The sequence below is a fragment of the Dysgonomonas sp. genome (assembly GCF_035323175.1).
Lineage (GTDB): Bacteria > Bacteroidota > Bacteroidia > Bacteroidales > Dysgonomonadaceae > Dysgonomonas.
This window is the reverse complement of record NZ_DAOKYH010000008.1, coordinates 22,604-49,245: the sequence shown is the minus strand read 5'-3', so window position 1 is coordinate 49,245 and position 26,642 is coordinate 22,604. Positions and strand designations below refer to the sequence as shown.

Sequence of the window (26,642 nt, the reverse complement as noted above, 5' to 3'; positions counted from 1 at the left end):
CGGTCATACTTTTGTTCTGAGCAAAAGTATTTACGGAAACCATTATGATAATTATTATATAAAGTATACGTTTCATAAATATTAGTAAAAAATATTAGCTTTTTAAGTGTTCTATAGATAAACCTTTAGTATTCAGGTGTTATCTTTTCTCCCGTTTTTTCATATATGGATTTTTTTTCCATTATATCGATTTTACGATGAGTAGTTATAAATTGTAGATGAGATAAATATATTTCCCTGATTTTAGGGTTTTCTCCTAGCCCCTGAAGATTTTCGGTTACAGATAGACCTTCTTTTTTGAGATTTTCGACCCAATCTCCGGCAATATCATTTTTTGCATGTTCTCCAGCTACAAACATAAATGGCATGAGAACAACCTCTTTCAAGCCCGAAGCCTTTAATTGTGCTAAAACATCATCAAATTCGGGATAGCCTTCTACAGTTCCTACAAAGCAGTTTGTATGTCCCTTGGCTTTAAGCATATAATCGAGCATCGCATATTGGGCTGTAGTAGCATCATAAGTTCCATGTCCGACCCATATATATGCCACATCTTTTTTATTATCTGCGGTTAAGACCTTTATAACATCTTCGTAGTCTTGTGGAGAATAAAGCAATGGCATACCTATACGTACATCCTTAAACAGTCCGCTCACTTCTTCTACATTTTTGTACAAAGATTCCATTTCCACTCCATCGATAACAGTGGAAGATTGTATTAATATATGTGTGTATCCATCAGTATGAAGTTGTTTTAAAGCTTCTAATGGATTCACTTTATAGGTACCACGTTCCGAAAGCCTTTTGATAACAATACGTGAAGAATATGCTTCTCTTACTTCAATAGAAGGGAAAACTTGTTTCACCTGATTATTTAATGCTTCTATTGTCAGTTCACGAGTATCGTCATGAGTAGTACCAAAGTGAACTATGAGAATAGCTGCTTTATCGTCTGCCTGCATACTTTTAAAAATATCAGAATGCTTGTAACTACCTCCACTATGTGCAAATGTTGCAACAGTGGTAAATAGTATCATAATATATAGTAAAATCCTTTTCATAATATCTCTTCATCTAATGATTTGAAATAGCTTAATTTATTATCTGTGAATAAATTCGGATGAAATATTTTTGCCATGTCTTTCAATATAGAATCGGGATGAATCGGCAAATCCTCAAAATAATGGACTTTGCCGGTATTACATCCCCATATCTGTTTTTTATTAAAAGCACCAAACTGGGCATATATTTTATCTTCTTGTTTCAGCCTATTATATGTGAAATCTTCTTCTCGGTTGTACTTCAACAGCCAGATATCAGCCAATCCTGCTTTGTCGAGTACCATTTCGGCAGACAAGCGTGTCGATCCGGTTGAATTATCATCATTCCAAACGTATTCGCCTCCGGCATCACGTATCAGATTTGCCAGATAGCTTTTTCCTCCAGCAATCCGCCATGTTTTACCAAATTTCAGGTCGTTGAATACTGTTGGTTTATTAGATGAATTCTTTACCCTATCTTTTATTTCATTGTATCTGCGTTCTGTTTCTTGGAAAAGCGAGTCGGCTAGCGCTTCTTTTCCGTAAAACAATGCATGGTAGCGTATCCATTCGGCACGACCGAGAGCAGTATCTTCCATATAGTCAGTAGTAGCAATGATAGGAATTCTTAACTTATCCAAATAGCCCATGCCGGTTTCCATCGCTGATACAATAAGTGCAGATGGCATCAGATTGATTAATTGTTCAACATCCGGTTTGTGCATACTTCCCAAATCTATAATCTTTCCGGCTTTCAATCGTTCTTGGATATAAGGCAGGTCTATATATTTGGCCTGACAGACCCCTGTTATACGATGCTGTTCATCTATTTCTTGCAACATACTACATTGAATCGTAGAAAAAGCGATCACAGTTTGCAATGGTACTTTTACTATAGTTCCTTCAGGCAGGTTCTTCGGAATTTCTTTATCACGATCAATTAATATATATCGATAGAGAGTGCGCACAGTATCCCAAGGGTCACGTACGGTTACCAATTTGTAATCTTCATATTGTTCTACATTGAATCCACGAGCATGTCTTAGCTGATATTTTTCAACATTTTCATTCTCCTTATTCCCGATCGAAGAACAGGAATAAAGAGTTGAGCAGAAAACAAAGAGATATAATAAGTTTGAAGATTTCATAAACAGTCTTACTTACTAAACTTAATTTTCAGGCTGGCATAAAATGTACGTCCGGGAGATAAAGTCGCATAATTGCGGTTGAAAGGTTTATCATCTACAAAGTCAAAGATATTTTCAATACCTAAACCCGGTTCAAATACAAGGCCATTTATACTCTTGAATGTATGACGTGTAGCAAAGTTCCACAATTGATAAGCACGTGCATCATCACCATCGTCATAATATCTACGGCTTTGCAGGCGTCCGTTTAAATTAAAATTTGACTTGAATAACCCGAAATCTTTAAACCAATTCAGGTTAACATTTCCTGTATGACGACTTATACGTTGAAGACGCTTTCCTGTATCGAGGTCTTTGGCATTCACATAACTATACCCTCCTCCTAAAGTAAGGTTATAACCAAGGTATGAATTAAAAGTAAAGTCTACGCCTTGAATACGAGATCTTCCGATATTATGATACGATGATTTCTTATTATATCCTTCAGCTATTTCTTCGGGTGTTAATTCGATTTCATATGTATCGATCTTATTTTTCAGATTGTTAATATAGCCTGTAACAGTCAATGAAAGGAAATCTTTTATATATTCAGCATTGACAGAGTAATAGTTTGAACTTTCAGGCTTCAGATCTTTATTCCCTACACTTAAAGTGGTTTTACCTTTGCTCGTAACTTCAGTTTTCATGAATAGCTGCTTCAATTCAGGAGTTTTGAAACCTGTAGCATATGATACTCTGAAATTGAAATCATGAAGAGTATACATTGCGCTGACTTTAGGTGTAACCCTGTTTTTGAAGGTTTCATTATATATATATCTGACTCCGGGAACAATATTCAGCTTTCCGAAAAGATTTATTTCATCCTGAGCATAAAAAGCCAATGTATAAACATTTCTGGAACCTCCGATGCTATCTGCCGGAGCATATAGGTTGTCTACCTTGTACTCCGAACCGACAGTTACTTTATTGAACTTTCCGGCGTTGAATGTACCTTTCAGATTTATATTATTGTACTTCTGCCTTCTCACAAATTCTTCATCTCCGGGCATAAATGTGACACCGTTTTTGTCTTTGGTTTCTTTCAGGTAAGCTTTAAAATATTCGAAACGGTCGGTATTCCAGTCTAATGTAATCAAACCATTATTTTTCAGTAAATACTTTGCACCGGCACCAAACGAATAGTCGACGTATTTCATATCGAACCCATAAGCACTTACGGGGCGTTTAAATTTTTTGTCGAAAAGGCTTCCCTCTACATACATGCTCAATTCTTTTGTCGCCTTATAACCAAAACGTTGGCTAAAAACATCGGAATAGAAGCGTAACATAGCTTGTTTATCCGTATCTATTTCTTTATCGTTTATTATTTCCTTTTTATTTAGTTGCCATCCGTCAGCCTGATTCCGCTGAAAAGAAGTAGACGAAGAGAAGCCCCCTACATTCAGATATAGGTTAGCATTTTGAGTAAATTGTCCATACTCTGAGAAGCGTGTCTCGGTTGAAAAATTCACTAAGTCTTTTGGTTTATTGGTTATAATATTAATAACTCCCGCTATTGCATCCGAACCATACAAAGAAGAAGCAGCTCCTTTCAGAACTTCTATCCGCTTGATATTTCCCATATCAATGCGGTTTAAGTCTACGTTACCTCCGACATCGCCACCAAGTTTTTTACCATCAACTAACACAAGTATATATCTATTGCTTAATCCATTCAGTTGCATGTACGATCCCATTGCATTAGGAGTAAATGACATGGAAGGATTCAGAGCAATCATAGCGTTTTCGAATGTAGGAATATTCGTGTTTTGGAGTTCTCTCTGAGAAATAACATCTATTGCAACGGGTGAGCTTTTAAGTTTGTTGATTGTGCCGGTACCTGTTACTACTACTTCATTCAGTTTAAGAGGAGAATGTTTCATCCGAATAAGGATGTTGTCATTAGATCTGTTTATTGTCTCACGAGCTCCATTATAATCCAGTGCACTAATTCTTAGAAGATTATTACCTTCCGGGATTTTTTCAAGACTAAACTCACCCTTCAAATCTGTGGATGTTCCAATGGTTGTGTACTCAATCCATACGCTGGCACCAGCGATCGGCTTTTCATTTTCATCAACGACTCTTCCGCGCAAGCTCAACTGAGCGAACGAAATACTTGCAATACAGCATAGCAATGCTGTTAGCATAATTCTTAGTTTCATTAAAAAAGAAGTATAATGTTAGTTAATTATATTCCTGACCCCGGGAATATCTATTAATTTATGCTAGGCAGGTTTCCTGACTTGTTCCATTTTGAGAGGCCTTCCCATCATTGTGACAGTGGCAGTGGTGATACTCAAAATTTTATGGAATTCACAGTAGCGGGCACTGTTTCGGATTCTGACCGAATTCCCTTTTATGCAACAGACGAATGTCTGAATACATCACCTAAGCGGCTTCAAAGGTAATTGAAAAAAAATAGGATTAAAAAGAATTCTTAAAAAATATATTTTCTTGGTAAAATTCATTTCATTGATGGCTTTTTATACTTTTGCTGAAAATAAAACCAGATTACTCATGAAAGTGATTTCCAGTTTTCTCATAGCTGCGCCAAGCTCAGGTTCAGGAAAAACAACAGTTACTTTAGGCTTATTAAGAGCATTAAAGAATAGAGGTCTTAAGGTACAACCATTTAAGTGCGGACCTGATTATATAGATACGAAATATCACGATATGGCTTCTGGCAATAAATCTGTCAATCTGGATTTATTCTTATCATCAGAGAATCACGTCAGATATCTGTACTCAAAATACGCATCAGGAAGTGATGCTTGCATTACTGAAGGAGTGATGGGGCTATTTGACGGATATAACAAAATGAAAGGAAGTAGTGCCGAAATTGCAGGATTATTGGATATCCCTGTTGTTATGGTTATAAATGCCAAATCTATGGCATATTCAGCAGCTCCATTATTGTATGGATTCAAAAAGTTTTATGAAAAGATAAATGTTATAGGAGTAATTTTTAACTATGTAGGATCCGAAAGCCATTATAAATTTCTCTCGGATGCTTGCCACGATGTTGGTATAGTTCCACTAGGTTATCTGCCTAAAAATGAAAATCTCAGTGTGCCTTCACGTCATTTAGGATTAAGTATCGATCAAGATTTTCTTTTAGATGACTTTGCTAATATTGCCGCATCAATTGTGGAAAAACATATTGATATTGATATATTGTTATCACATACGCAAGTTGAGTTAGGAAATTCAGAACCGCAGCAAATTAACGAACATGCTTCTCGGGATCTGAAAATAGCAGTTGCAGCCGACGAAGCCTTCAATTTTATGTATCATGAAAATATAGAATATTTAAGAAAAATAGGAGAGGTGACCTTCTTTAGTCCTTTAACAGACAAATATTTGCCAAAGTCAGATTTTGTTTATTTCCCGGGAGGATATCCTGAATTATATGCAAAACAGCTAAGCGAAAATAAACTGCTACATAAGGCTATTATGGATTATGCGGAAAATGGAGGTAATATTCTTGCAGAATGTGGTGGAATGATGTATCTGTCTTCATCTATCGCAGATAAGGATGGGATAGAATATCCAATGGTAGATATTTTCAAGCAAAAGGCTTCAATGGAAAACATGAAACTTAAATTAGGATACCGTCAATTTGAATATAATTGTATAGCTGTTAGAGGACACGAATTTCATTATTCACATATTGAAAATAACATGGAAAGTATAACACAGCAGTATAATGCAAAGGAGGTTCCAGTGGATACAAAGCTATTACGCTACAAAAATGTAATTGCAGGATATACTCATATATATTGGGCTGAGATGGAGGATTTGTTACATTTATTTAAGTGATAAAAGTGTAGTTTGTATCAAGTGCACCAACTCTGATGATTGGTTACAACTCATAATAACATAGTTTATCATATGTATCGATATATAAGTTTTTTTATCAGTTCTATTGCATAAACCGTTATAGAAAGTTATAATCTGAGAATATATCATCAAGAAATTATATTTACTTATTACCTTTAATTCTCAAATTAATTTAATAATGAAACAAATTTTTATTAGTGCAGTATTATTCATGACTGCCCTTACTCTAAATGCACAAAAATTTAATGTCGGAACGTATAATGTTAGAAATGACAATTCATCCGATGTGGGTAATATGTGGAAAGATCGCTTTCCATATATTGCAAAGTTAGTACAGTATCACGATTTTGATTTCTTTGGAACTCAGGAAGCTTTACCGAATCAATTAAAGGATATGAAAGTTGCTCTACCCGGTTATGATTATTACGGGGAGGGAAGAGACGGTAACGGACAAGGGGAGCATTCCGTAATATTTTACAAAACAGACAAATACAGATTACTGAGTAATGGAGACTTCTGGTTGTCTGCAACCCCTGATGTGCCTTCTAAAAGTTGGGATGCTCCTTGTTGCAATCGTATTTGTACATGGGTTGAATTACAGGATATCAAATCAGGTAAGAGCTTCTTCGTTTTCAGTGCTCATTATGATTATGAAAAAGATTATGCACGCAACGAAAGTAGTAAATTGATATTGACTAAAATCAAAGAAATAGTAGGGGATAATCCCGTGATATTTATGGGAGACCTAAATGGAGGAATGGATAGTTCTTGGGCTCAGCTTCTTAATAACTCGGGAGTCTTAAGAGATACCTATTATGATGTTGAACAACCGTATGCCAATAACTCGTCATATAATGCTTGGGGAAAGCCTCTTCAAGAATTAGACAATTTAGATAGAGCTATTATAAGCAACAACGAAATATTGGATCATATCTATTTCAGTAAGCACTTTAAGACAAAAAGATGGGGAATGTTAACTGATACTTATAATATCGGTAAATTTCCATCAGATCATTTTCCGATATTAGTAAATGCAGAATGGGCTAATTAGGCTAAGTTTAAAGGAAAGAGATCGGAATATTTATTTCTGTGCTCTTACAAGTGTAGATATAATGTAAACATTTTTTTTCTGTATCCTGTTAAATAAGAAGACTTAAGATCTTTGTATAAATAACATAATTCCAGTTATGGAAAGAAACAAAATAAGGGAGCGTTTAATCTTAAAACCTTTTGGCTTAGAATATATAGACCAATTTAATGAACTGTTGCGTTATGTATTTCAGGTAACCAACAACGATATCCTACAAAGTGGATATAAGGATGGCGAGATTGTAAAGTCTAAACGTCCCATTCTCAAGAATGCAGATGTTATTGGATGGTTTAATGATGATCAGCTAGTCTCTCAATTATGTATTTATCCTTGTCAAGTAAATATTCATGGAAAAATATTTTCAATGGGAGGTTTAACAGGAGTAGGTACATATCCTGAATATGCAAACCTTGGTTTGATGAATGATCTCATAAAATCAGGTCTACAAATAATGAAAAATAAAGGACAATGGATCTCTTATCTCTGTCCCTATTCTATTCCTTATTATCGGCGTAAAGGGTGGGAGATAATGTCCGATCATTTGACTTTTACAATAAAAGATAGCCAGATACCCAAAAACATTGCGGTAAAAGGCTTTGCTGAAAGATTATCTGTTAACCATCCTGATGTAATCTCTGTCTATGATAAATTTGCACGGAGCAACCACGGGGCTTTAATACGAGCTACACAAGAGTGGGAGGAATATTGGAGATGGGAAAATGAAGAGGAAAGAACCGCGGCTGTTTATTATGATAAAGATGACATTCCGCAAGGATATATCTTATATTGGATAGAAGAAGATATATTTCATATCAAAGATATTATATATCTAAATCAAGAAGCAAGAATAGGCCTATGGAATTTTGTTTATGCTCATTACTCAATGATAGAAGAGGTACAAGGAAATATATACAAGAATGATCCACTTCACTTCTTTTTGGATGATGGACAGATACAAGAGACAATCGAACCTTATTATATGGCTAGAATAGTTGATGTGATTGAATTTCTTAATAATTTTCCGTTTAAAAACCTGGATGTATTTACTCCTTTCCATTTTGTAGTTTCCGATTCGATCGCAGAATGGAATAGGGGAGCGTTTGGCTTAGTTAAAAATGATAAAGGCAGGCTTACTCATACAAGTGAAGCTGTAGGTAAGCCCGTATATCTCGATATTCAAACATTGACAACTATGCTTATGTCGTATCGTAGTCCTTCATATCTGCATCGGATTGAACGACTTCAGGCAGATAATGATATCGTTGAAGTCCTAGAACAAATAATACCAGATAATCAACCGTATTTTTCTGATTATTTTTAATTACTTTTCTATAATAATAATTGAAGCTTTATATCTCTTACTTGACTTGCTTTCTATTACACTATGAGATGTGATTTAAGCAATAGACCTGACAAGATTCATTCTCTATTTTGCATATAGAGTTGCTAAACTTTTTTACTGCATTTCAGACAATAGAGCTATTAGTTTTTCCGCATGTCTTTCAGCCCTGTCTTTTATTTCATACTCACCATAACCGGACACACCGGATGTTCCATGAAAATATACAGGGTCAATGTAATTCATTTGTGCAAAATATGCTGTCTGTTCCATATTTTTACAAAATTCTAAAACTCGGAAATGATGCTTTTCAAGTGTTCTATACTGGTCTTCAAATGCACCTACCGTAAAACTCGGTACAAAATTCTTTCCTTTCAGTTTGTCGCCTTGTGAACCATAAGCAAACTGATGAACAAACACATAGTCAAACCACTGCTTTAAGATTGCAGGCATATTGTACCAGTAAAATGGATACTGAAACACGACTGTATTGTGCCTCAACAAAGCGTCCTGTTCGGCTTGCACATCAATACTAAAGTCAGGATAAAGAGCGTGCAAGTTTCGAATTTCTATATCCAAATTACTTTTTTGCAATCGTTCTACAATAGTTTTATTTGCTATCGATTTATTAAAATTGGGATGAGCTAAAATAAGTAATGCCATACTATAATAATTTTAGTTGCAAAACTAATTATAGTGATTTACCTTTGCAATAACTATCATAATGGATAGGTTGGAGATATGGCAAAGAATATTGAATTTAATGGAAAAATGTATCATTGCACAGTCAGTTTGGCAATGGATATGATTGGAGGAAAGTGGAAAGTAGTGATATTATATTACTTAAAAGATGGAGAAAAGCGTTATAGCCAATTGCGAAAGGAAATGCCGGATATAACCGAGATGACATTGAGCCTCCAATTGAAACAACTGGAAGAAGTGGGATTGATATCAAGAACTGTATATGGAGAAAAGCCTCCAATAAAAGTTATATACAAACTCACTCCATTTGGACATACCTTCATGCCTGCTCTCGAAGCGATTAACAACTGGGGACATACCGTAGTCAGAGAAAAGTGCGAGGCTGTCGATTAGAATATATTGTATTTAGTACATTCATCTCTTTATAATAACAGTATTTTCTGATAAGAACTTCTCTTTAGCTTACTAATCCATCAGCCTTTAGTCTTTTAAATATCTGAAGCACACCTATAACTTGTGCCGGTTCCTGTTCATAGCTATAACTATCAAAAAACTTGATAGCTCCGATCTCATTATTCGGCGATATATTTTCGTGTAATTCGTATAAATAACAATCTTGCTCCATTATCAGATTTTCGTCTTCACCATATGCAGGCGCAGTAATATGGCAATAGAATTTTAGCAACTTAACATCTATTCTGAGGGTTAGTTCTTCCCATATCTCTCTCAGTAAAGATTGTTGAGGTAATTCATCCGTCTCAATTTTTCCTCCGGGCAAATACCATGCTCTTTTATTATTACTATATGCTAGGAGTAGCTTGTTATTTTTTATAACAAGAAGCCCTACAGTACGAATAAATTTTATTTTACACATATTTCTCTAACCCTTTTTGTTTTATTTCTGAGATGAAATTATAATTTATTGCCTTCAGGACTGTTTGCCTATTTCGGAACATCCGATCCCATGTACTATCCTTTGTCAATATCACCCATAACAGGATCACAGAAATAACGTATTTCGGGTTTCAATGTTTTTATTGTTCTTACAAAATTAGCTATTATTTTGACATGTTCAGCAGAACCAATATGGTTGCGATCTTCTTTATTGGTACTAAAGGTGGTATGATTATGCTCGGAAAAGATTTTGAAAATATTATCGGCTACAAAACTTTAATAGCAGTAAATAATATAAAAAATAAACAATGAAGCGGTTAGATATACTTCTTCCGTTTGCCATAAACATGGTCAAAGGAGAAGAACATATTGAAGCTTTTATTAGCTAGTGATGTTTTACAATTACTTTATGCCTTTGATTGCAAGATAGCATACCAACTCTTTTGACCATATGAGATATGCAGCCTCGGTGAGATGTGTGCCGTCTGTTGTATATTCAGCCTTTAAGCTTTGTTCCGAAGCTAAGAGGGGATTCAAATTGATTACGTCGATACTCTCTTTCTCGCAATAGCTAATTATCCTATTGTTGATATAATCTATCTTTTGAGCCAAAGATAGATTATTGTGTGTATAAAGCGTTAGTAGTATCACAGGTTTTATTCCGCTTTTTATTAAGTTATTAATGATCTGTATTTGATTTTGATATATAACATCGGGTGCTATATTGTTGAACAAATCATTTATGCCTGCCATCACAAAACATATTTTGGGGTGCGTATCAATAACGGTTCTATCCATATGCCATAGCATCTGTCCTGTTGTATATCCTCCTTGACCGGCATTATGAGTATCCTTTCTATTCAGTCGGGTATTCCAATTTCCTCCGCCTGCTGTAAGGGAATTTCCTAGCATCACAATTTTTATTTCTGAATGAGAGTTTTTCATTATATTGTCAATAGCACTACTGGTTAGGTTGTGTGCGGTAGACAGAGGTACAAGCCTGTTTTCTTTCAGTGCAATAACATCATCTATAAATGCAGCTATATTATTAACGAATAGTGAGAGACCGCTATTATTAAGTATAAATCCATCATCTGAAATTTCCGGGAGTAATTCTCCTTCATGAGTCAGCCCCTTGTCTGCCGAATAATAATATATTTCGTTTTGCGCTGCATAAGATTGTAATTCTCTGTTCAGTTGATATATATAGGAGTTGATAGCTAAATGATTTCTTACAGGAAGCGTAGCTATTATAATTGGCTTAATATTGTTCTTTATCATCTCAGAGCATAAATATTTGTATGCTCCCGATATATCTTTCACCGAAAGCTGCAAAAGTATATCAGGCAGTCCCCCGTATAGAATACAGAATTCGGGTTTCTCTCGCAGAAGCCTTCTGTCCAATTCCCAACCTTGTTGACTAACAAGGAAACTTTTGACGCTGGCATCAACTACATCAAATTCGGGCAAGGAGGTTGTCCAATTAATATTACTGCCTTCTCCATTGGTCAGTACACCAATCTTTACTTTGTCCTGAGCATCTATTGTTTGCGGTAATGCCAACAACAATAAGGCAACTATAAAAACTTGATATAGGTATTTCATTACTCTTCTATTTTCCATTTATCATTCCATCTGATAGTGAAACGGTCTCCGTCAAATGTAATGGGTAACCATATATATCTTCCATCTATCGCGTTTTTTGGATTCCATCTATCACCCATATAGATATAGGTGTCAGGCTTGCCCTGAACTAGTAGAATATAGGTGCTTTGCGAATGGAAGGTCGTTTGTGTTGTATCTCCTATACAAGGATCACCCAATTCCTTCCACTCTCCGAATATATTGTCTGATACGGCCGAACGTGCTTGATTGGGGTTCCAACCTGTGCATCCCGACATCATCAGATAATATTTGCCTTTGTGCTTAAACATTGCCGGAGCCTCCATGAAGCGTCCTGCAAAGAATCTTCCATATTTACCTGTATGAGACAAATAATCATCCGATAGTTCGGCAATATGTAAAGTGCTGTTTTCTTCCGAAGAGTAAATATGATATGCTTTGCCATCATCGTCAACAAATAAAGTCATATCGCGAGCCATCTGTCCTTCTTTCATATCTCTTCCTAATATATTGAGCGTATCGACATTTCCGGGTAAGCTTCCTCCATCGAAACTCAGATTGAGAGCTGGACTGTCCAATTTATGTATATCCAGAACATTCAATGGATAATGACCCGCATTAGGGCGTACAGCTTTTATATAAGTATACGGCCCTGTTACATTATCGCTTATAGCAACACCACTCAGAGCACCTTTATATCCTTTTCCTTTAGGCTCGAGATGAAACCACATTATATATTTTCCTGTCTTTTTGTTTTTTATTACTTTGGGTCTTTCGAGAATACAACCTTCCTCTATATCACTGCCCGACGAGGAAGGCATTACAGCCAAAGCTATGCCCTCGTCTGTCCAATTATACAAATCCGTAGATGAATAGCAATGTACTCCTACATTTGCCAAATTACCATTTTCTCCTTCGGTTTTATGCTCTCCAAACCAATAATATACACCATTATCGAATAGAACACCTCCTCCGTGCGCATTGATATGTATATTGTTGTTGTCCAGCCATATTGCGCCGGGGGTGAAGTGTTTGTTAGTTACAGATTTAGTTGAGCATGCCGAAAATAATATTAAAGCAGCAATCGTGATTGTATATATGGTTTTCTTCATAATTAGTTATTATTGTTGGTAAAAGAACGTATTGGGTTTATTCACAATATCTTTTTTGAAACCTTTTTGCTTCTTCAGAACAACGTTTTTACATTTCGAAGCACTTACCTCTACATCTCGATTACCTTCGAATGAATTGCCTTCAATAGCTACACTATTACAGTTTTGAACGTCTATAAATGATAAACCTTCAAAGATCGGTTTGTAATCGTTAGTTTCTACAAACTTATTGTTTTTTATTATAAGTTCGTTCACACTCAGGGCATATATAACCTGCGAATCGAATGTTTTTATCAGATTGTTCTCGAATACAATTTTACCATGATAGTAGCCTTTAGACCTTTCGGATTTCGATATTTCCGGCGAAATTTGCAATACCGATTGTGGCGCCTCACCACCTTTGCCCATATTCACGAATGTGTTGTTTCGGATGACGATATCAGTTACATATCCCGATTCGAACCAAGAGTTGGCATCACCCGCAATAAGGATTCCTGCCATCATCGAATCAAAATAGTTGTCTTCTATCAAAACCGGTTTTGGCGTAGATATTAATATGCTTCGCGCCCTGTTATTTTTCACTGTGCAGCGTTGCATCACTAAAGATGCTGTATTTGTTAGATTTTCTACGGCCAGATGCATAGATTTGTCTACTGAGGGCAATGGCGTTTCACATCGGATTGTCCAATAGTCATCATTTATAATTTTTACTTCCTTTACAACGAATCGGCTCACCGGTAATAGACTCGTACGATCCACCAATTGTAGTGTATCGCCAATTGAAGCAAATGAGAATCCTTCTTGCTGCAAGTGTCCGAATTGTAGGGCAATGCAATCGTCCGCCAGAAATTCGTTTACGATCATATATGTTCCATGCACATTGGTGGCATCATCCAGCATATTCTCGAAGATGCAATCGTCGAACCGGATGGTTCCACGGCAATTCACAAAGTGTGTAGCATCAGCCGATGCTGATATATAACGCCCCGAGCCTTCACGCAGTTTTACATTGAATTGTTTCAGTGTCACATTTTCAGTATTCTCTCCAATCAGAGCCATTGCTCCTGCCATATAAATATTTATATTGAATAAGTTGATGGCAGATGATGAATGCAATATTATGCCCGGCACTATTCTGTTTTTCTTGTATGGGCCTTTATCTATGTAGATTGAACCAATTGGTGGTACTTCGGCCGCTTCAAAACCAGAGAGACGGATAGTATGATTGCCTAAATCCTGGGCTATGAGTTCTCTTTTCCAGTCGAGATGTAAATATTTAGATGTATAGTAGTAGGGAGCGTTTGTTGTCGGGTCGAAGACAATATTTTGCCCTAATGGTTGAGACCAATCGTAACCGTTGTAAAACATTCGTGTTCCTTTTACTTCATATTTGATATCTTCTCTTAATTTTATATCGATACTTTTGTTGATCGGATTGTTTGCCACAACCTTACCTTCGAGTATAAATGAAGTATTGTAATCGATATTAATACCCGAAACAGACACATCAGAGCATCTATTGATGTAGAATGGCACAATTGATCCATGAAACAAAAATTCAGTGCCATTTCCTCTGATTTCGACATTTTTCATTTCATTGAGATAGAAGGCAATCTTTTTGTATCCATTGTCGTTATTCGAAACGCTGACAAACATTCCTTTTGCCTTTTCGGGATAGAAATTATACACTCCTTTTTCGAATTCAAGAAGCAGATTCCCTGTTTTATTTTGTTGCAGAACCTCTAAAACAATAGACGTGTAATCATTTCTGCCATCGAGTGGTATTTTTACAACAGTTACCCTTTGTGAGCAAGAAGCAGCCAGACTCGCGCAAACGCAAATTATTAACGCTAAAACCTTATTCATACCTTATATTTATTTTTTCGAATTTACTTCAGATAATGGAGCGATATTATACCCCTTATTATGCCATCTGCTAATAAAAAAATCTAATCCTTTTTCGAACCGATCATAGTTCTTTCTATCGTTGCTAGTCCAGCCAACTTCGGCATATGCAGCTATACGTGGATAAGTTTGATATTCCACTTCCTTTTTTGATGGAGTCCACTCTCCCCACATTTGGCAGCCTAATCCTAATATCTGCTCTTTTTGTTTCGCTGTAAAAGTATCCGGCGCTGGGTTAAAGCTGTATGCTTTGGGCAGGTCTATCAGTTCGTAGGTGTAATCCAGATATGTATATTCGTGATTAGAGTTGACCAACTGATAGCCTCTTCTGATTGCTTCATACAGATTTTCGGGAGTTCCTTTCCAGAAATGAATGATAGCTTGTGGTGATAGCTCTGTTTTGGCATTTTCGGCTGTAGACCAATCGTGTACATTAGCTCCTAATATTTCATTCCAGCCCATCATACGTTTGCCCAACGAATCAGCTATGAAATTGGATATGTCGTTCGTAAATTTTACTTGTACATCGCTATATGTGGTTAAGTTATATTCTTTCATATATCGGGTCACTTTCGGCGAGTTTATCCATTGATCATATTTCACTTCGTCACCTCCTATATGGATTACATCTGAGGGGAATAGGGCGGAGACCTCTTTCAAAACATCGTGTAAAAAACCGATTACTCGGCTATCAGCAGGGTTGAATACGGTTTGTAGGACTCCAAATTTTTCGGGAACTTTTATCTTTTCATTCAATGTGCCCAACCAAGGGTAAGCTGCAACTGCCGCCGAAGCATGGCCCGGCATGCTGATCTCGGGGATAATAGTGATGTATAGCTTCTTCGCATAATCGACGACTTCTTTTATGTTTTCCTGAGTATAAAAGCCTTTATGAACTTTGCCATCAAAAATTTCGCTAGCCCATTTTTTGCCATTATTGTTTACTTGCGAACTATCGCGTACAGATCCTATTTCGGTCAGAAGAGGATATTTTTTTATCTCGATACGCCAACCTGAATCGTTGGTCAGATGCCAATGGAATTTGTTGAGTTTGAGTAAGGCCATTTCGTCCAGTAATTGCTTTACGGTTTCTTTTCCCTGAAAATACCTGGCTTCGTCAAGCATGTAGCAACGCCATTGGAACGCAGGCTTATCGTCGATAACTAAACATGGACATTGCTTATTCTTTATCAATTGTCTCAGAGTTTGGATACCATAGAAGATACCATTTCGAGTAGAAGCTTCGATCTTGATTTTCTTTGGAGATATCGTTAGCCGATATGCCTCGTTATTCCTATCTATTTTATCACTTATCTTTAGCTCTATAGCAATTCCTATGGTATTGGGTGATAGAGCAAAATCTGAGATGAGTAAATTCTTCAGATAATCTTGATTTTGCTTTTCTCCTTTAATATTAAAGCCAAGAGCTAAATTGCAAATGCCATCTTTCATTTTTATAGATTGCGGATAGGGAATTATGTCTACATCTGTTGCTTTAGCCATCACCATGGTTAAAAGAAATAGAATTGAAAGTAATATTCTTTTCATATCATTTATTTATCTTCTGTTATTGTCAATTTAGTTCCGAATTGAGAAATATCCGTAAGACGCATGTGTTTTATCGTAATATTTTTCCCCGGAAAATCGTTAGAGAATCTATTGCCTCCAACCTTTACTTTGCGACAGCCATCGAGGTACAAGTTTGTTTTCCGATAGAATTGAGGGTAAGTACTTGTCTTTATTAATTCATTGTTAATAAAGCTAAGGTTATTGACCGAACGGGCAAATAGAATAGAATAGTCGTAATGTCTAAAAATATTCTTCTCGATACGTATATTATGATGATATGCAGGAAAATCATCTCCGGATGGACGAACTGAAGGAGTTATAGATATAACGGCTTCGCCCCATCCCCATGGATTGTCTAGAATATTATTGCCCGATGTATAACAATCCTCGAATACATTGTTTCGGATCACCACATTCTTTACAGCACCCGATTCGAACCACAAATCTGTATCTCCTTCGATGAGAATGGCAGCTCCGGCAGAACTGAAGTAATTATTTTCGATGAGTATATTCGCCGGTGTTGTTACTAAAATCGATCGTGCACGATTCTTTTTTAGCATTTTGCAATTGCGAACAGTAAGGGTAGGGGTGCGGTCTTTATTTTCCAGAAGATCACCTGTTTTTACTTTGCCTATTATGGAGCGGTCGAATGTAAGAATGTAGCCTTCCAGTTTGTTTTTTTCATCATATTGAGGATGCTGTGTCATCACTCTTAGCTTATAATTACGCTGCATTGTAGCAGAATCTAAAGCCCATGCATTCGCTTTGAGGTCGAAGCCTATATATCTTCCATTAGGGGCAACCATGACAGTCTTACTGTCTAGTATTTTAGATACTTTTGCATACATTCCGTGTATGTTCATAAAGTCGTCACCCGCACCACTCACCGAGCAATTATCGAAGAGTATATGGCCTTTGCATCCGTTGAAGTGCGTTGCATCGGCTATGGTACTAAAGGCTCTGCCTTTCGTTTCATTATTTATGATGTGCACATTTAGCAGGCTGATATTTTCGCTCTTATATCCATGTACACCGCAGCTCAGAGTGTGGTATATGTTTATGTTTTCCAGCTTGGTGTCGATACTTTCTTTCACCTCTATTCCATTTGTAATATATGTGCCGTGGAAAAACACAACTATCGTTCCGTTTTTGGGCTTTATCAAGGGTTTGAAATGGAAGCGAACCACATTTTCACCTAAGCAGCTAACTTTGGCATTGTATAGATCATTTCCCAAGGGACGGTCGCGAGTTTGATAAATAATATTTTTAGTATCTTCATCATACAGATTGGTGTATTGAGGTACAATTCCGTTGCGCCATCCTTCGCCCAAGAACCAGATAGAATCATTCACTATTTCGTAAGGATATTCCTTTTTGTCAATAATCACATCCATATATTCGTCTGTAGTTTTTATTATCTTAGCTTGAGAGTTGTATGGACGGTCCCAATCTATATTGAAATTCTTTAGATGGATATTACTGGACTTATAGATATAGAAAGGCATTACTTTTCCATGAAAGATAAAATCGGCACTGTCTCCGTCTATCGTAACATTTTTCATCAGCTCCAAATCGAATGCAATTGTAGCTTTGTCATTACTCTGGTTGACTGGGTCTGCATAGAAATTGTATCGTCCCCTTTCGAATATCAATGTTAGTGATTTGTGATTTTTGTTATCTTCTAAAAGTCTTTTTAAAAGAGGGATTGAGTTTTCTTTATTATTGGGTCGAATACCATATTCCGAAACCTTTATAGTATGGCTACTTACATGGATAGATATGCCGGCTAAAAGAAAAAAAACGGTCAGGACAATCCTGTTTTTTTTGTTATTCATGATTATATCTACTCTAAGGTTTTTTATAATGTATACTTGAGTTTTCTCTAAGCTTCGGAAACAAATGTATTTACATAACGCCCTATACTCTATACCTATGAGTATAAAAAGTATATATAAAACTAAGTGTAATATAGGGGTATGTGTAAATTAAACAAATATGCACCTACTCTAAACAAATATATATAAATGTGTTTTATGTATTCCGAATCTATATTCTATCTTTAGTACCTAAGATTTTGTACATACAATATCTGTTTTTAATTCTCTTTTCCGATTTTTAGTCGGGTTATAAGTAAGAATGCATTTTTGTTCATTTAACCTACTTACATGAAGATCATAATTTTCCGAAATTGCATTACGCTCTTCTTTTTCTGTCTCACTATTTGCTTATCGGCTCAGGTAGATGACGTGATAAAGAACTATATCCATATTAGCAAAAATGATGGCATAGTCAATAATAATGTGACCACTATATCAGATGATATCTATAAGCGGATATGGATAGGAACAGCCAAAGGCTTGAATATATACGATAGTAATCATCTTACTACTATTCAGCGATATTCGGGTTCGTATATCTATTCGCTGTATGATACAGGTAAGGAAATGCTAATTGGAACCCAAGGATATGTAGAAGCATATAATTATGATTTAGGAACATTTTCGCGTATAACATGTGAAGAAAAGGATATAGAATATACATCATCTATTTTTCGGTACAACGATCAGGTTATACTTGTAGCCAATGGTTCTATTTATAGTTTCGATGATGGGAAGCTGAGTCTGATAAAGAAGAATGTGCCATACCATATAATGAGTGTAGACAAATTTGGTAGTATGTGGGCATTACATCGCGAAATGGTTTATAAAATAGACACAAAATTCAATATTATAAAATCCTATAAACTTACGAGTTCCGACCATTCTCCATTGATAGGAATCTGCTTATACCCCGATTCGAAAGGAACGATATGGATTGGTACTGTAAAAGATGGGCTTTATCGGTATAATCGAGCTTTTGATGATTTCAGAAAAGAAAACTTGATGTCGGCCTATAATATCAACGAAGTAGAGAATATCGGCAGTATAAATGAGGATAGATACGACCGCCTGTGGATTGGGCACAATAGCGGCATAGCTGTGTATGACTATAGCAACAACTATTTCAAAAACTATATGCTTGAGAATAGCTATAATATAACCTTGACCACAACTATAACAAATATATATAAGACGAAAGATCAGAATATGGTTCTCGGAACCTTTTTTACAGGATTCTTTTATATCAAAGAACTAAACTCCAATATACAGTTCAGTAATCTTGCCGACTTCAGTAAAAAGACGGGGGTCGTCACAGCCAATGGTATCGTAAAAGATAAAAGCAATCGTCTTTGGGTAGGAACCAATTGCATGGGAATAAGTCTTCTGGATGCAAAAGGAGAACTGATAAAGCATATAAACCATAGTAATGCTCAAATAAATGACAACATTGTTTCTCTTGAATTGGATGGGATGGATAATGTTTGGGCCGGATCGCTATCCACAGGGTTATACAAAATTGGATCGGGTGGAAATATAACTCATTATATCAATCAGCAAAACGATCAGACATCGCTTGTCGGTAGCAAAGTATATGCCCTATATTCACTCAATAGCGATAGCCTGATTGTTGCCAGCAACAAAGGTGTAGACGTATATATGTATGGTAAAAATATTTTCTCCAATATAGTAGGTGCTACATCCCAAGATTATGCATTTTCGGATATTTACCAATATAGAAATTATATTTATATAACAGACCTGTACTCATTTTTTCGTTTCGACATAAAATCGGGTAAAGTCGAAAAATTCAATTATCCACAATATCAGGACAATCAGTTTCAGTGTAGCTATGTAGACCGGCAAGGTCGTTTGTGGATTGGTACGGCCAAAGGGGAAATTTTGTTATTTGACAATGACACTCTCACCACTTATATTTCAGACAAAAAGATGCTCTATAATAGTATTTCCAACATTCAAGGAGATCGTAGTCAAAATCTGTGGTTGACCTCAGGTAATGAAATATTTCGAATTACGCCAGAGAAAAAAGTAAGAAGAATAAATTTGGCATGGGGATTGGGAGAGAATGAATTTAATGTACGGTCTTCTTATATTGACAAAGATGGAGTTATCTACTTTGGCACGACAGATGGGTTAATTAATTTTCGTCCTCAAGATATAGTTATACAAGACAAACAGCCCCCCGAGCTTTATATTTCAGACTTCCGTCTATTCAAAAACTCGGTTATACCCGGAGAATCGGATATATTGGAAAAGCATATAAATAACACGAAGAAAATAACTCTCAATAACCATCAAAATTTTATTTCATTCCTCGTTTCCAGCATCGACTTCACTCCTGATCAGGGCATTCCCTACAAGTGTGTATACATGCTCAAAAATCTTGACAGTGATTGGTATGAGGTAAATCCGGCATCAAACGAAATTACTTTTACCGGTCTTTCAACAGGAAAATATATCCTTCATATAAAATTAATAACAGAAGATGGAGAAACTTTGGCTACAAAGGAAATAGAAATAAATGTAAGGCCTCCATTCCTGCTTAGTTGGCATATGATTGTATTATACATCATCCTATTATCTGGTATTTTATGGCTTATAAGTGGATTTGTTAAGAGGCAGCGGCAAACGAAAGAAATTATCAACAAAGCTAAACGCAAACAAGACGAATTGACCAGATTGAACTCTTTGAAGTTAGACTTCTTTACTTATATTTCTCATGAATTCAAAACACCGTTAGCCATTATCTCGACACTCCAAAACGAAATAATACCTATTAGTAACGAGCCGGATAGCGACAGCAATATCTTCAAGCGGAATGTAAAACGTCTCGAATATCTGATCAATCAATTGATGGATTTCCGCAATATGGAGTCTCAGCATGCTTCGATAAAGATAAAGAAATACGATATAATAACTTTTGTCGAAGGTATTTATGAGGCCTTTACTCCGCTATATAAACATAAGGAAATAGATCATCAATTTGTAACCGAAATAGACTCTCTCCCTATGATGTTTGATGCCGACAAGGTGGAAATGTTGGTCGGCAATTTGTTGAGTAATACATTCAAACATACTCAGCAAGGAGGAAGGTGCTATCTGAAAATACAAAGAGAAGAAAACGTTGTAGTTATCGATATTTTCAATAGTGGAGCTTGTCTCTCCAATGAGCAAAAATCCATCATCTTTGAGCCCTATTATCGTACAGATACTTCCAGTACTTATCCCAATAGCGGTATAGGTCTGGCTATTGTAAATAGTATTGCCAAACTGCTGAATATAGAACTGTCGGTATTGGCTGTAGAAAACGAGGGGAATATATTCAGAGTGAGGATCCCTATTAGCCAAGATGATAAAATGGAGATTAGCACGTCGTCTAACGGAAATAATATTCTGGATCAGATTATAGATAATACGATGTATATAGAGGAACAAACTAACCTGTTCAATGAAAACAGCTCTACGAAATTTCAGATACTAATAGTTGATAATGATAGCGATACACGAAAAATGCTTCGAAAGAAATTACAAGACTATTTTCATGTATTGATAGCATCCACCGCCAAAGAGGCTCTGTTGTTATTGAAATCTCAGAATATGGATCTTATTATCAGCGATATATATATGCCCGAAATGGATGGATATGACTTCTGCCGTCAGGTGAAGAGCAATCCGAAGACTCAGCATATACCAGTATTTCTAATCACATCCGAGCTATCCGGCGAGGCCAGGATGAAGGGATTTCAATCGGGAGCGGATGCATTCTTGCAAAAGCCAATTAATATTCAGGAATTGATATTGCGACTCGATAATATATTGAGAAGAAAAAATGTTCTTCGCGATTATTATTCGGGTCTTAATCAATTAACTATCGATAAGACAGAGGTTAATAATGCAGACGAGATATTTATAAAGGAGCTGACCGAATATATAAATGAAAACCTCACCGACCCCGATCTTTCGGTTCATCAACTAGTACAGCATACAAACATTAGCCGTACTCAATTATATCTGAATATCAAGCGGTTGATAGATCAAACGCCCTCTCAGTTTATACTGAATATTAAGATGACCAATGCTAAGCATCTGCTCTTGTCCACCGATCTAACCTCATCTGAAATATCATACAAACTGGGGTATTGCAATCCGAATCATTTCAGCCGTCAATTTAAGGAGTTCTACAGTGTTTCTCCTAGCGAGTTCCGTAAACAGCAGTAAACAGTTATTAGTTATTCTATTATCTGTATCCTTCTAATCGTAGCGAAGAATCTCTTTCTTTTTGTAGGAGAAAAGAATCGTTCGCCCGAAAAGTACACTTTCATGTAACCCTGATGTAGTTTAAATTACCTCCCTTATTATCAGCCAGTTTATCACTTACAAGATAACAGAACTAAAAGACGAATATAAAAAAGGTGACAAAAGTGACACTTTTCAGCATGTTTTTTATTGTTACTTTTTTTCGTATCGCTATCAAAAAAGCCTTTTAGTATAGATAAAAAAAATCCGTTTTCTTTCAATCCTTATTGCAAAAAAGATTGAAGAAAACGGATCTTCTATTATTTATAAGATCGTTAATTCGTATTCCTTACACAACGCACATTCACCATTTTCGAAGCTGTGCCATCTCCTTCGCTCCATGGACGAGACAGATAGTGCCATGGAACAATGTCATCCGAATTCCAATCAAATACCTCTACCATGTAGGCTGTCGTAGAAGAGCCTACAGTCGTTGTCCAATATCCGGATTTGCCTCCACTGTCGGCGTTGTCGGGGGCACCTACATTGCCATGCCAGAATACCCCTCCGGGAACTAAATTCAAACCGCTACTATTTGTCACTTCCCATTGATTATTCCAATACTGTGTCGATTTCACTTTCTTGGCCGGATTCGGAGACAAAGTGCTTATCAAGGCATTCCAGTCTGCAAGTGTGGATACATGCCATCCATCAGGGCACACACCTTGTATAATACTGTTCTCGCTCGAACCTGCCGACTGCCACGTACGCAGTGCTGTAGGCCATGTATAATATTGCCCAATCACATTCGCATCTGTTACAGCACCTCCCGTATAGGTTTTCGAAGCCAAATCTACAGTAGTGAAGGCTGTGCCATCGCTGTATTTGGTAGCTCGCAAGTTTGCTCCCATCCAGAAGTTATTCCCTATTTTCGTCACCGGATATGTTTGTGGAAAAGAGGCGTCTCGTTTGTCTACCAATGGTTTTATCATACCTGTCAATTTCATGTTATGTATGTCCGATGGTTCGGTCATTACAGCTACAGTTGTTACTATTCGCCAATAAACAGTTTTGGTCCAATACGAAGCTCCTAAGTCCGATAGCATATCGTCAAGCAGACTGTGAGTGAAACCGACTGTTTTGTTCGTTGTTAGTTCCTTCACTTTCGAGTGCGTCATATCAGCGTTCAAACTGTATTCTATGGCATACGTAACTCCGGTTGCCGAACAATCCCAATTAACTGTAGTAAGGTTTGTTGTCGGTGTCGATACATTGAGAGTATAGGCCGTTGCATCAGTAGGTAATGCTGTCAATTTGATTTTAGGAGCAGCCGTTACCGCCAAAAAGCGTCTTACAGTAAAAGTTCCGGTATGTTTCGAAACAGCGCGTAAAGGATCGTTTGGAATAACCTCCCAATACATTTTCTTTTTTTGTGATGCAACCATTTCAAATTTTTGTTCTAATAGTTGATCAAAATCTATTTGTGAAATTGAATATGATTTATTGCTTCCGGCATCGAATTCCACCGATACATTCAACTCTTTGTCATATACTTTCACTTTGTAGCTTACTCCTGTGGTATCACATGACCATTTAAACTGGAACATATCTGAAGCACTCTCTAAAGCAAGTAATACTGTACTGCCTTCAGCAGGCGTTGTCAAAGTCACCTGAGCCGGATCGCGGGCAAAACGTCTTATCGAAATCTCTCTTTCGGCACTATTTTCAATTGGATTGTTCAAATTCCCTGTTCCTTTAACTCTCCAATAGAGCGGAATACTCTGACCTAGTGCTACTCCATGATTTTTGAGCATGTCATCGAAATATTTATTTGAGAATTCATGTGATTTTTCTGATCCATTTTCTATTTGTATCACATTATCGAAATTGCTATCGAAACTCATTTCCAGAACATAATCTTTCACTTCTGTTTGGCAAGTCCAACTAAATGTTATAAGATTCTCTGGATTAGCCTTGTCTAATGTCAGTTCAGCCAAACTGGAGGGACTATCCAACATGATTACATTTGTAGGTAAATCGCAACGGGTTATCGTCAACTTCCTGATCTCGTCACACCAGCCGGCTTCCTGATCTACAACATCTATAGACCAGTAGACTGTATGTTGTTCTCCTATACCAATATTCATCGAACTTAGTATAGAATCTACTTGCATGGTTGTGAGATAGAAGTCTGTTTTAATTCCTGCTGCTACTTCTACTTTCTGAGTACTCATATCTTCGCTCAGGCTGAATACAAGGTTGTATTCAATATAGTTTCGCTTCGACTCCCACGAAAAACGATAGAGCGAGTCGGGCTTTTGGTAATTTAATACCCATGTGGTATCCTTTGAAGGGTATTTGAGAAAAACAGGTTGTCGCCCAACTTCATAAAAATCGTTTTCGGTATTGCAGCTTACCAATACTATGAGAATACCGGTAACTGCCAAAATTGCATTTCTTATCATTTTATTCATGATATTGTCTTTTTAGTGGTTATATGCTCCCATATTTTTACTTGATCCGACAGCAACACCCCAGAAATCATTCGTTACGGGATAAAATCCTCCGTCCGAAACGGTGGTTCCGGTGGCGATAGCAGGGGAGCCGGTAGCCAATTTCAGCCCATTCAATATTTGATCTTTATCTACCAGATTGTTCGAGTTAACAAAGTCGGTAACTAGTTTAACAAAGTTAGGATCGATAGTTATATTTCCACTGTTGTAAGAGCCTGTACCCGGTATAGGTGTAGAATATCCATATACACAATTGTTCTGAAAAATGACTCCTTTATTCGAGCTCAGAGAACCTACGTTTAGTTTACAAAACTCATTGGCTATACCTGTTGTGTTGTAAAATATATTGTTGGCAAATACTAACGAATTAGGGATGTTGGTATAATTGTCGAAAGTAATGGCACTATTATCGGCATTTTGTGTTGCCGATTTTGTTTTAATTATTGTATTGTTGTAGAAATATGTACCATCTACACGTCCTACTACATCGATGGCAGACGATATGGTCAACCCATTTTCTTTTACATAGTCGCGCGTGCCGTCATTGATACTTATATTATATCGTACAATAGTACCCTTATGGGTAGCATAACCTTTATCGAAAGCACCATCGGCAGGACAAAGCAAGAAGAATCCACCCACGTTGTTGTATGAGATATTATATTCGAAAAGTGTATTCTGGCAGTTTTGGTCACAGTCGAATGCTTGTCCGTCCCATGTGGCTTTGTGGTCTTGTACTATATTGTAGCGGAACACTGTTTCGTCGCTATGGATACACCACAATCCGGCTGATGCTTCGGCTCGGAACGAAGCCCCTTCGGGTGACCATCCTCCTTCGGCACAATTGCGTACGATGTTGTTTTCTACAATTGCCTTGTCGCAACTGTTTACAATAATCTGGTCGCCGGGAATACCTTCGAATAGATTACCTCTAAAAATGAAATTCGTATTTGCTTTTCTTTTGCTACGATCACCGGTTGATACATATCCTGTCAATCCATCACGCTGACAATCTTTGATATGGCAATTTTCTATTACAATATCATTAAAGCTGCTGGGAATATTACCTTCCAATACATTGTAATAAAAAATACCTGCTCCGCCTCCTTCCAGATGGTGTGTCTTAGTACCGTATACATCCTGTACAGTACACCCTTTTATATGTATGTGATTCATTATTCCATTTGGTATATTATCGGCAACAATGCGGATACCAACGCTTTTGGCACGAGGTTGCGTCCCCTTATTGGTTATTTTCAGGTTATGCAATTCCCAGTATTGCACATTGCGTATCAGGATTGTTTCGTCTTTAGTGCCACCTCCGTTTATTTCGGGTAGAGGCAGCTTCTCGTCTCCATATGACATGATAACAATAGGAGCTTCTTGTGTTCCATTTCCTTTTAGGGTAATCGTACCATTATATACGGTTCCTCTTTTTATCAATATTGTATCTCCCGGTGTCCATGTCCGTTCGAGAATGCGGTCTACGCTTTCCCAAGGTTGCGATGGCGAATGTCCGGTATTATAATAAGCTCCGTTTTCGGGATCGATGTAGAACCGCTTTGGATAGAAGCTATTATCTATTTCCTGGGGATCAGGATTATCGACCGAAGAATCATGACACCCTGTTGCAAACAAGGGTAGTGCTAATAACCAGCATACATATATTAGTCTGTAAATATTCATCTTGC

At 36.8% G+C, this 26,642-nt stretch carries 17 protein-coding genes and 1 riboswitch; of the genes, 5 read left to right on the top strand and 12 right to left on the bottom strand.

Going from position 1 to position 26,642, the window contains the following annotated elements; translation table 11 throughout:
• Positions 1 to 125: 125 nt before the first annotated feature.
• Genes PKC55_RS10970 through PKC55_RS10960 form a run of 3 tightly spaced genes read right to left on the bottom strand, consistent with a single transcriptional unit; the run spans position 126 to position 4,392 of the window.
• Positions 126 to 1,061, bottom strand: a complete 936-nt coding sequence (locus PKC55_RS10970; RefSeq protein WP_291126641.1) for a sirohydrochlorin cobaltochelatase — start codon at positions 1,059 to 1,061, stop codon at positions 126 to 128.
• Positions 1,058 to 2,188, bottom strand: a complete 1,131-nt coding sequence (locus tag PKC55_RS10965; RefSeq protein ID WP_291126639.1) for an ABC transporter substrate-binding protein — start codon at positions 2,186 to 2,188, stop codon at positions 1,058 to 1,060. Before PKC55_RS10965 ends, PKC55_RS10970 begins: the two co-directional genes overlap by 4 nt.
• A gap of 8 nt (positions 2,189 to 2,196) precedes the next feature.
• Positions 2,197 to 4,392, bottom strand: coding sequence for a TonB-dependent receptor (locus PKC55_RS10960; protein ID WP_291126637.1), 2,196 nt, complete (start codon positions 4,390 to 4,392; stop codon positions 2,197 to 2,199).
• A gap of 49 nt (positions 4,393 to 4,441) precedes the next feature.
• A riboswitch (cobalamin riboswitch) is annotated at positions 4,442 to 4,637 on the bottom strand.
• Positions 4,638 to 4,747: 110 nt separating this feature from the next.
• On the opposite strand from PKC55_RS10960, the gene PKC55_RS10955 reads away from it, so the two are divergent.
• The 3 genes from PKC55_RS10955 to PKC55_RS10945 all read left to right on the top strand — a co-directional run bounded on the left by PKC55_RS10955 (position 4,748) and on the right by PKC55_RS10945 (position 8,481).
• Positions 4,748 to 6,049: a cobyrinic acid a,c-diamide synthase CobB gene (locus tag PKC55_RS10955; RefSeq protein WP_324373013.1), complete on the top strand. Its 1,302-nt coding sequence runs from the start codon at positions 4,748 to 4,750 to the stop codon at positions 6,047 to 6,049.
• Positions 6,050 to 6,248: 199 nt separating this feature from the next.
• Complete coding sequence (locus tag PKC55_RS10950; RefSeq protein ID WP_291124978.1) at positions 6,249 to 7,121, top strand: endonuclease/exonuclease/phosphatase family protein; 873 nt, start codon at positions 6,249 to 6,251, stop codon at positions 7,119 to 7,121.
• 136 nt (positions 7,122 to 7,257) lie between these two features.
• Positions 7,258 to 8,481, top strand: a complete 1,224-nt coding sequence (locus PKC55_RS10945; RefSeq protein WP_291124981.1) for a GNAT family N-acetyltransferase — start codon at positions 7,258 to 7,260, stop codon at positions 8,479 to 8,481.
• Between the two features lie 135 nt (positions 8,482 to 8,616).
• On the opposite strand, the gene PKC55_RS10940 is transcribed toward PKC55_RS10945, so the two are convergent.
• Entirely contained in the window at positions 8,617 to 9,162 is a 546-nt protein-coding gene (locus tag PKC55_RS10940) for an NAD(P)H-dependent oxidoreductase (protein ID WP_324373010.1), read from the bottom strand.
• Between the two features lie 78 nt (positions 9,163 to 9,240).
• On the opposite strand from PKC55_RS10940, the gene PKC55_RS10935 reads away from it, so the two are divergent.
• Positions 9,241 to 9,594, top strand: a complete 354-nt coding sequence (locus PKC55_RS10935; protein ID WP_324373007.1) for a winged helix-turn-helix transcriptional regulator — start codon at positions 9,241 to 9,243, stop codon at positions 9,592 to 9,594.
• A 64-nt stretch (positions 9,595 to 9,658) separates the two neighbouring features.
• On the opposite strand, the gene PKC55_RS10930 is transcribed toward PKC55_RS10935, so the two are convergent.
• The 6 genes from PKC55_RS10930 to PKC55_RS10905 form a co-directional block, all read right to left on the bottom strand.
• Positions 9,659 to 10,075 carry an NUDIX hydrolase gene (locus PKC55_RS10930; RefSeq protein WP_291128109.1) on the bottom strand — a complete coding sequence of 139 codons (417 nt, stop codon included), beginning with the start codon at positions 10,073 to 10,075 and terminating at the stop codon, positions 9,659 to 9,661.
• A 422-nt stretch (positions 10,076 to 10,497) separates the two neighbouring features.
• Positions 10,498 to 11,700, bottom strand: coding sequence for a GDSL-type esterase/lipase family protein (locus PKC55_RS10925; protein ID WP_324373004.1), 1,203 nt, complete (start codon positions 11,698 to 11,700; stop codon positions 10,498 to 10,500).
• Positions 11,700 to 12,830 carry a glycoside hydrolase family 43 protein gene (locus tag PKC55_RS10920; protein ID WP_291128115.1) on the bottom strand — a complete coding sequence of 377 codons (1,131 nt, stop codon included), beginning with the start codon at positions 12,828 to 12,830 and terminating at the stop codon, positions 11,700 to 11,702. The genes PKC55_RS10925 and PKC55_RS10920 overlap by 1 nt, the downstream gene beginning before the upstream one ends.
• Positions 12,831 to 12,839: 9 nt before the next feature.
• Complete coding sequence (locus tag PKC55_RS10915; protein ID WP_291128118.1) at positions 12,840 to 14,696, bottom strand: alpha-1,3-galactosidase-related protein; 1,857 nt, start codon at positions 14,694 to 14,696, stop codon at positions 12,840 to 12,842.
• A 9-nt stretch (positions 14,697 to 14,705) separates the two neighbouring features.
• On the bottom strand, positions 14,706 to 16,283 hold the full coding sequence (locus tag PKC55_RS10910; RefSeq protein WP_291128120.1) for a beta-N-acetylhexosaminidase: 1,578 nt from the start codon (positions 16,281 to 16,283) through the stop codon (positions 14,706 to 14,708).
• Between the two features lie 5 nt (positions 16,284 to 16,288).
• Entirely contained in the window at positions 16,289 to 18,139 is a 1,851-nt protein-coding gene (locus PKC55_RS10905) for a right-handed parallel beta-helix repeat-containing protein (RefSeq protein ID WP_291128123.1), read from the bottom strand.
• Between the two features lie 330 nt (positions 18,140 to 18,469).
• Here PKC55_RS10905 and PKC55_RS10900 point away from each other — a divergent pair, with 330 nt between their 5' ends.
• Complete coding sequence (locus PKC55_RS10900) at positions 18,470 to 22,420, top strand: hybrid sensor histidine kinase/response regulator transcription factor (protein ID WP_324373000.1); 3,951 nt, start codon at positions 18,470 to 18,472, stop codon at positions 22,418 to 22,420.
• Positions 22,421 to 22,773: 353 nt separating this feature from the next.
• Here the strand turns inward: PKC55_RS10900 and PKC55_RS10895 are convergent, their stop codons facing one another.
• Together PKC55_RS10895 and PKC55_RS10890 are read right to left on the bottom strand one after the other, a co-directional pair.
• Positions 22,774 to 24,912 carry a SusE domain-containing protein gene (locus PKC55_RS10895; RefSeq protein WP_283687247.1) on the bottom strand — a complete coding sequence of 713 codons (2,139 nt, stop codon included), beginning with the start codon at positions 24,910 to 24,912 and terminating at the stop codon, positions 22,774 to 22,776.
• Between the two features lie 12 nt (positions 24,913 to 24,924).
• Positions 24,925 to 26,637, bottom strand: a complete 1,713-nt coding sequence (locus tag PKC55_RS10890; protein ID WP_283687246.1) for a right-handed parallel beta-helix repeat-containing protein — start codon at positions 26,635 to 26,637, stop codon at positions 24,925 to 24,927.
• Positions 26,638 to 26,642: the final 5 nt, after the last annotated feature.

Excerpts from the sequence above, each read along its gene's own strand:
- PKC55_RS10970 (WP_291126641.1), bottom strand. The coding sequence starts at position 1,061 with ATGAAAAGGATTTTACTATATATTATGATACTATTTACCACTGTTGCA.
- PKC55_RS10965 (WP_291126639.1), bottom strand. The coding sequence starts at position 2,188 with ATGAAATCTTCAAACTTATTATATCTCTTTGTTTTCTGCTCAACTCTT.
- PKC55_RS10960 (WP_291126637.1), bottom strand. The coding sequence starts at position 4,392 with ATGAAACTAAGAATTATGCTAACAGCATTGCTATGCTGTATTGCAAGT.
- PKC55_RS10955 (WP_324373013.1), top strand. The coding sequence starts at position 4,748 with ATGAAAGTGATTTCCAGTTTTCTCATAGCTGCGCCAAGCTCAGGTTCA.
- PKC55_RS10950 (WP_291124978.1), top strand. The coding sequence starts at position 6,249 with ATGAAACAAATTTTTATTAGTGCAGTATTATTCATGACTGCCCTTACT.
- PKC55_RS10945 (WP_291124981.1), top strand. The coding sequence starts at position 7,258 with ATGGAAAGAAACAAAATAAGGGAGCGTTTAATCTTAAAACCTTTTGGC.
- PKC55_RS10940 (WP_324373010.1), bottom strand. The coding sequence starts at position 9,162 with ATGGCATTACTTATTTTAGCTCATCCCAATTTTAATAAATCGATAGCA.
- PKC55_RS10935 (WP_324373007.1), top strand. The coding sequence starts at position 9,241 with ATGGCAAAGAATATTGAATTTAATGGAAAAATGTATCATTGCACAGTC.
- PKC55_RS10930 (WP_291128109.1), bottom strand. The coding sequence starts at position 10,075 with ATGTGTAAAATAAAATTTATTCGTACTGTAGGGCTTCTTGTTATAAAA.
- PKC55_RS10925 (WP_324373004.1), bottom strand. The coding sequence starts at position 11,700 with ATGAAATACCTATATCAAGTTTTTATAGTTGCCTTATTGTTGTTGGCA.
- PKC55_RS10920 (WP_291128115.1), bottom strand. The coding sequence starts at position 12,830 with ATGAAGAAAACCATATATACAATCACGATTGCTGCTTTAATATTATTT.
- PKC55_RS10915 (WP_291128118.1), bottom strand. The coding sequence starts at position 14,696 with ATGAATAAGGTTTTAGCGTTAATAATTTGCGTTTGCGCGAGTCTGGCT.
- PKC55_RS10910 (WP_291128120.1), bottom strand. The coding sequence starts at position 16,283 with ATGAAAAGAATATTACTTTCAATTCTATTTCTTTTAACCATGGTGATG.
- PKC55_RS10905 (WP_291128123.1), bottom strand. The coding sequence starts at position 18,139 with ATGAATAACAAAAAAAACAGGATTGTCCTGACCGTTTTTTTTCTTTTA.
- PKC55_RS10900 (WP_324373000.1), top strand. The coding sequence starts at position 18,470 with ATGAAGATCATAATTTTCCGAAATTGCATTACGCTCTTCTTTTTCTGT.
- PKC55_RS10895 (WP_283687247.1), bottom strand. The coding sequence starts at position 24,912 with ATGAATAAAATGATAAGAAATGCAATTTTGGCAGTTACCGGTATTCTC.
- PKC55_RS10890 (WP_283687246.1), bottom strand. The coding sequence starts at position 26,637 with ATGAATATTTACAGACTAATATATGTATGCTGGTTATTAGCACTACCC.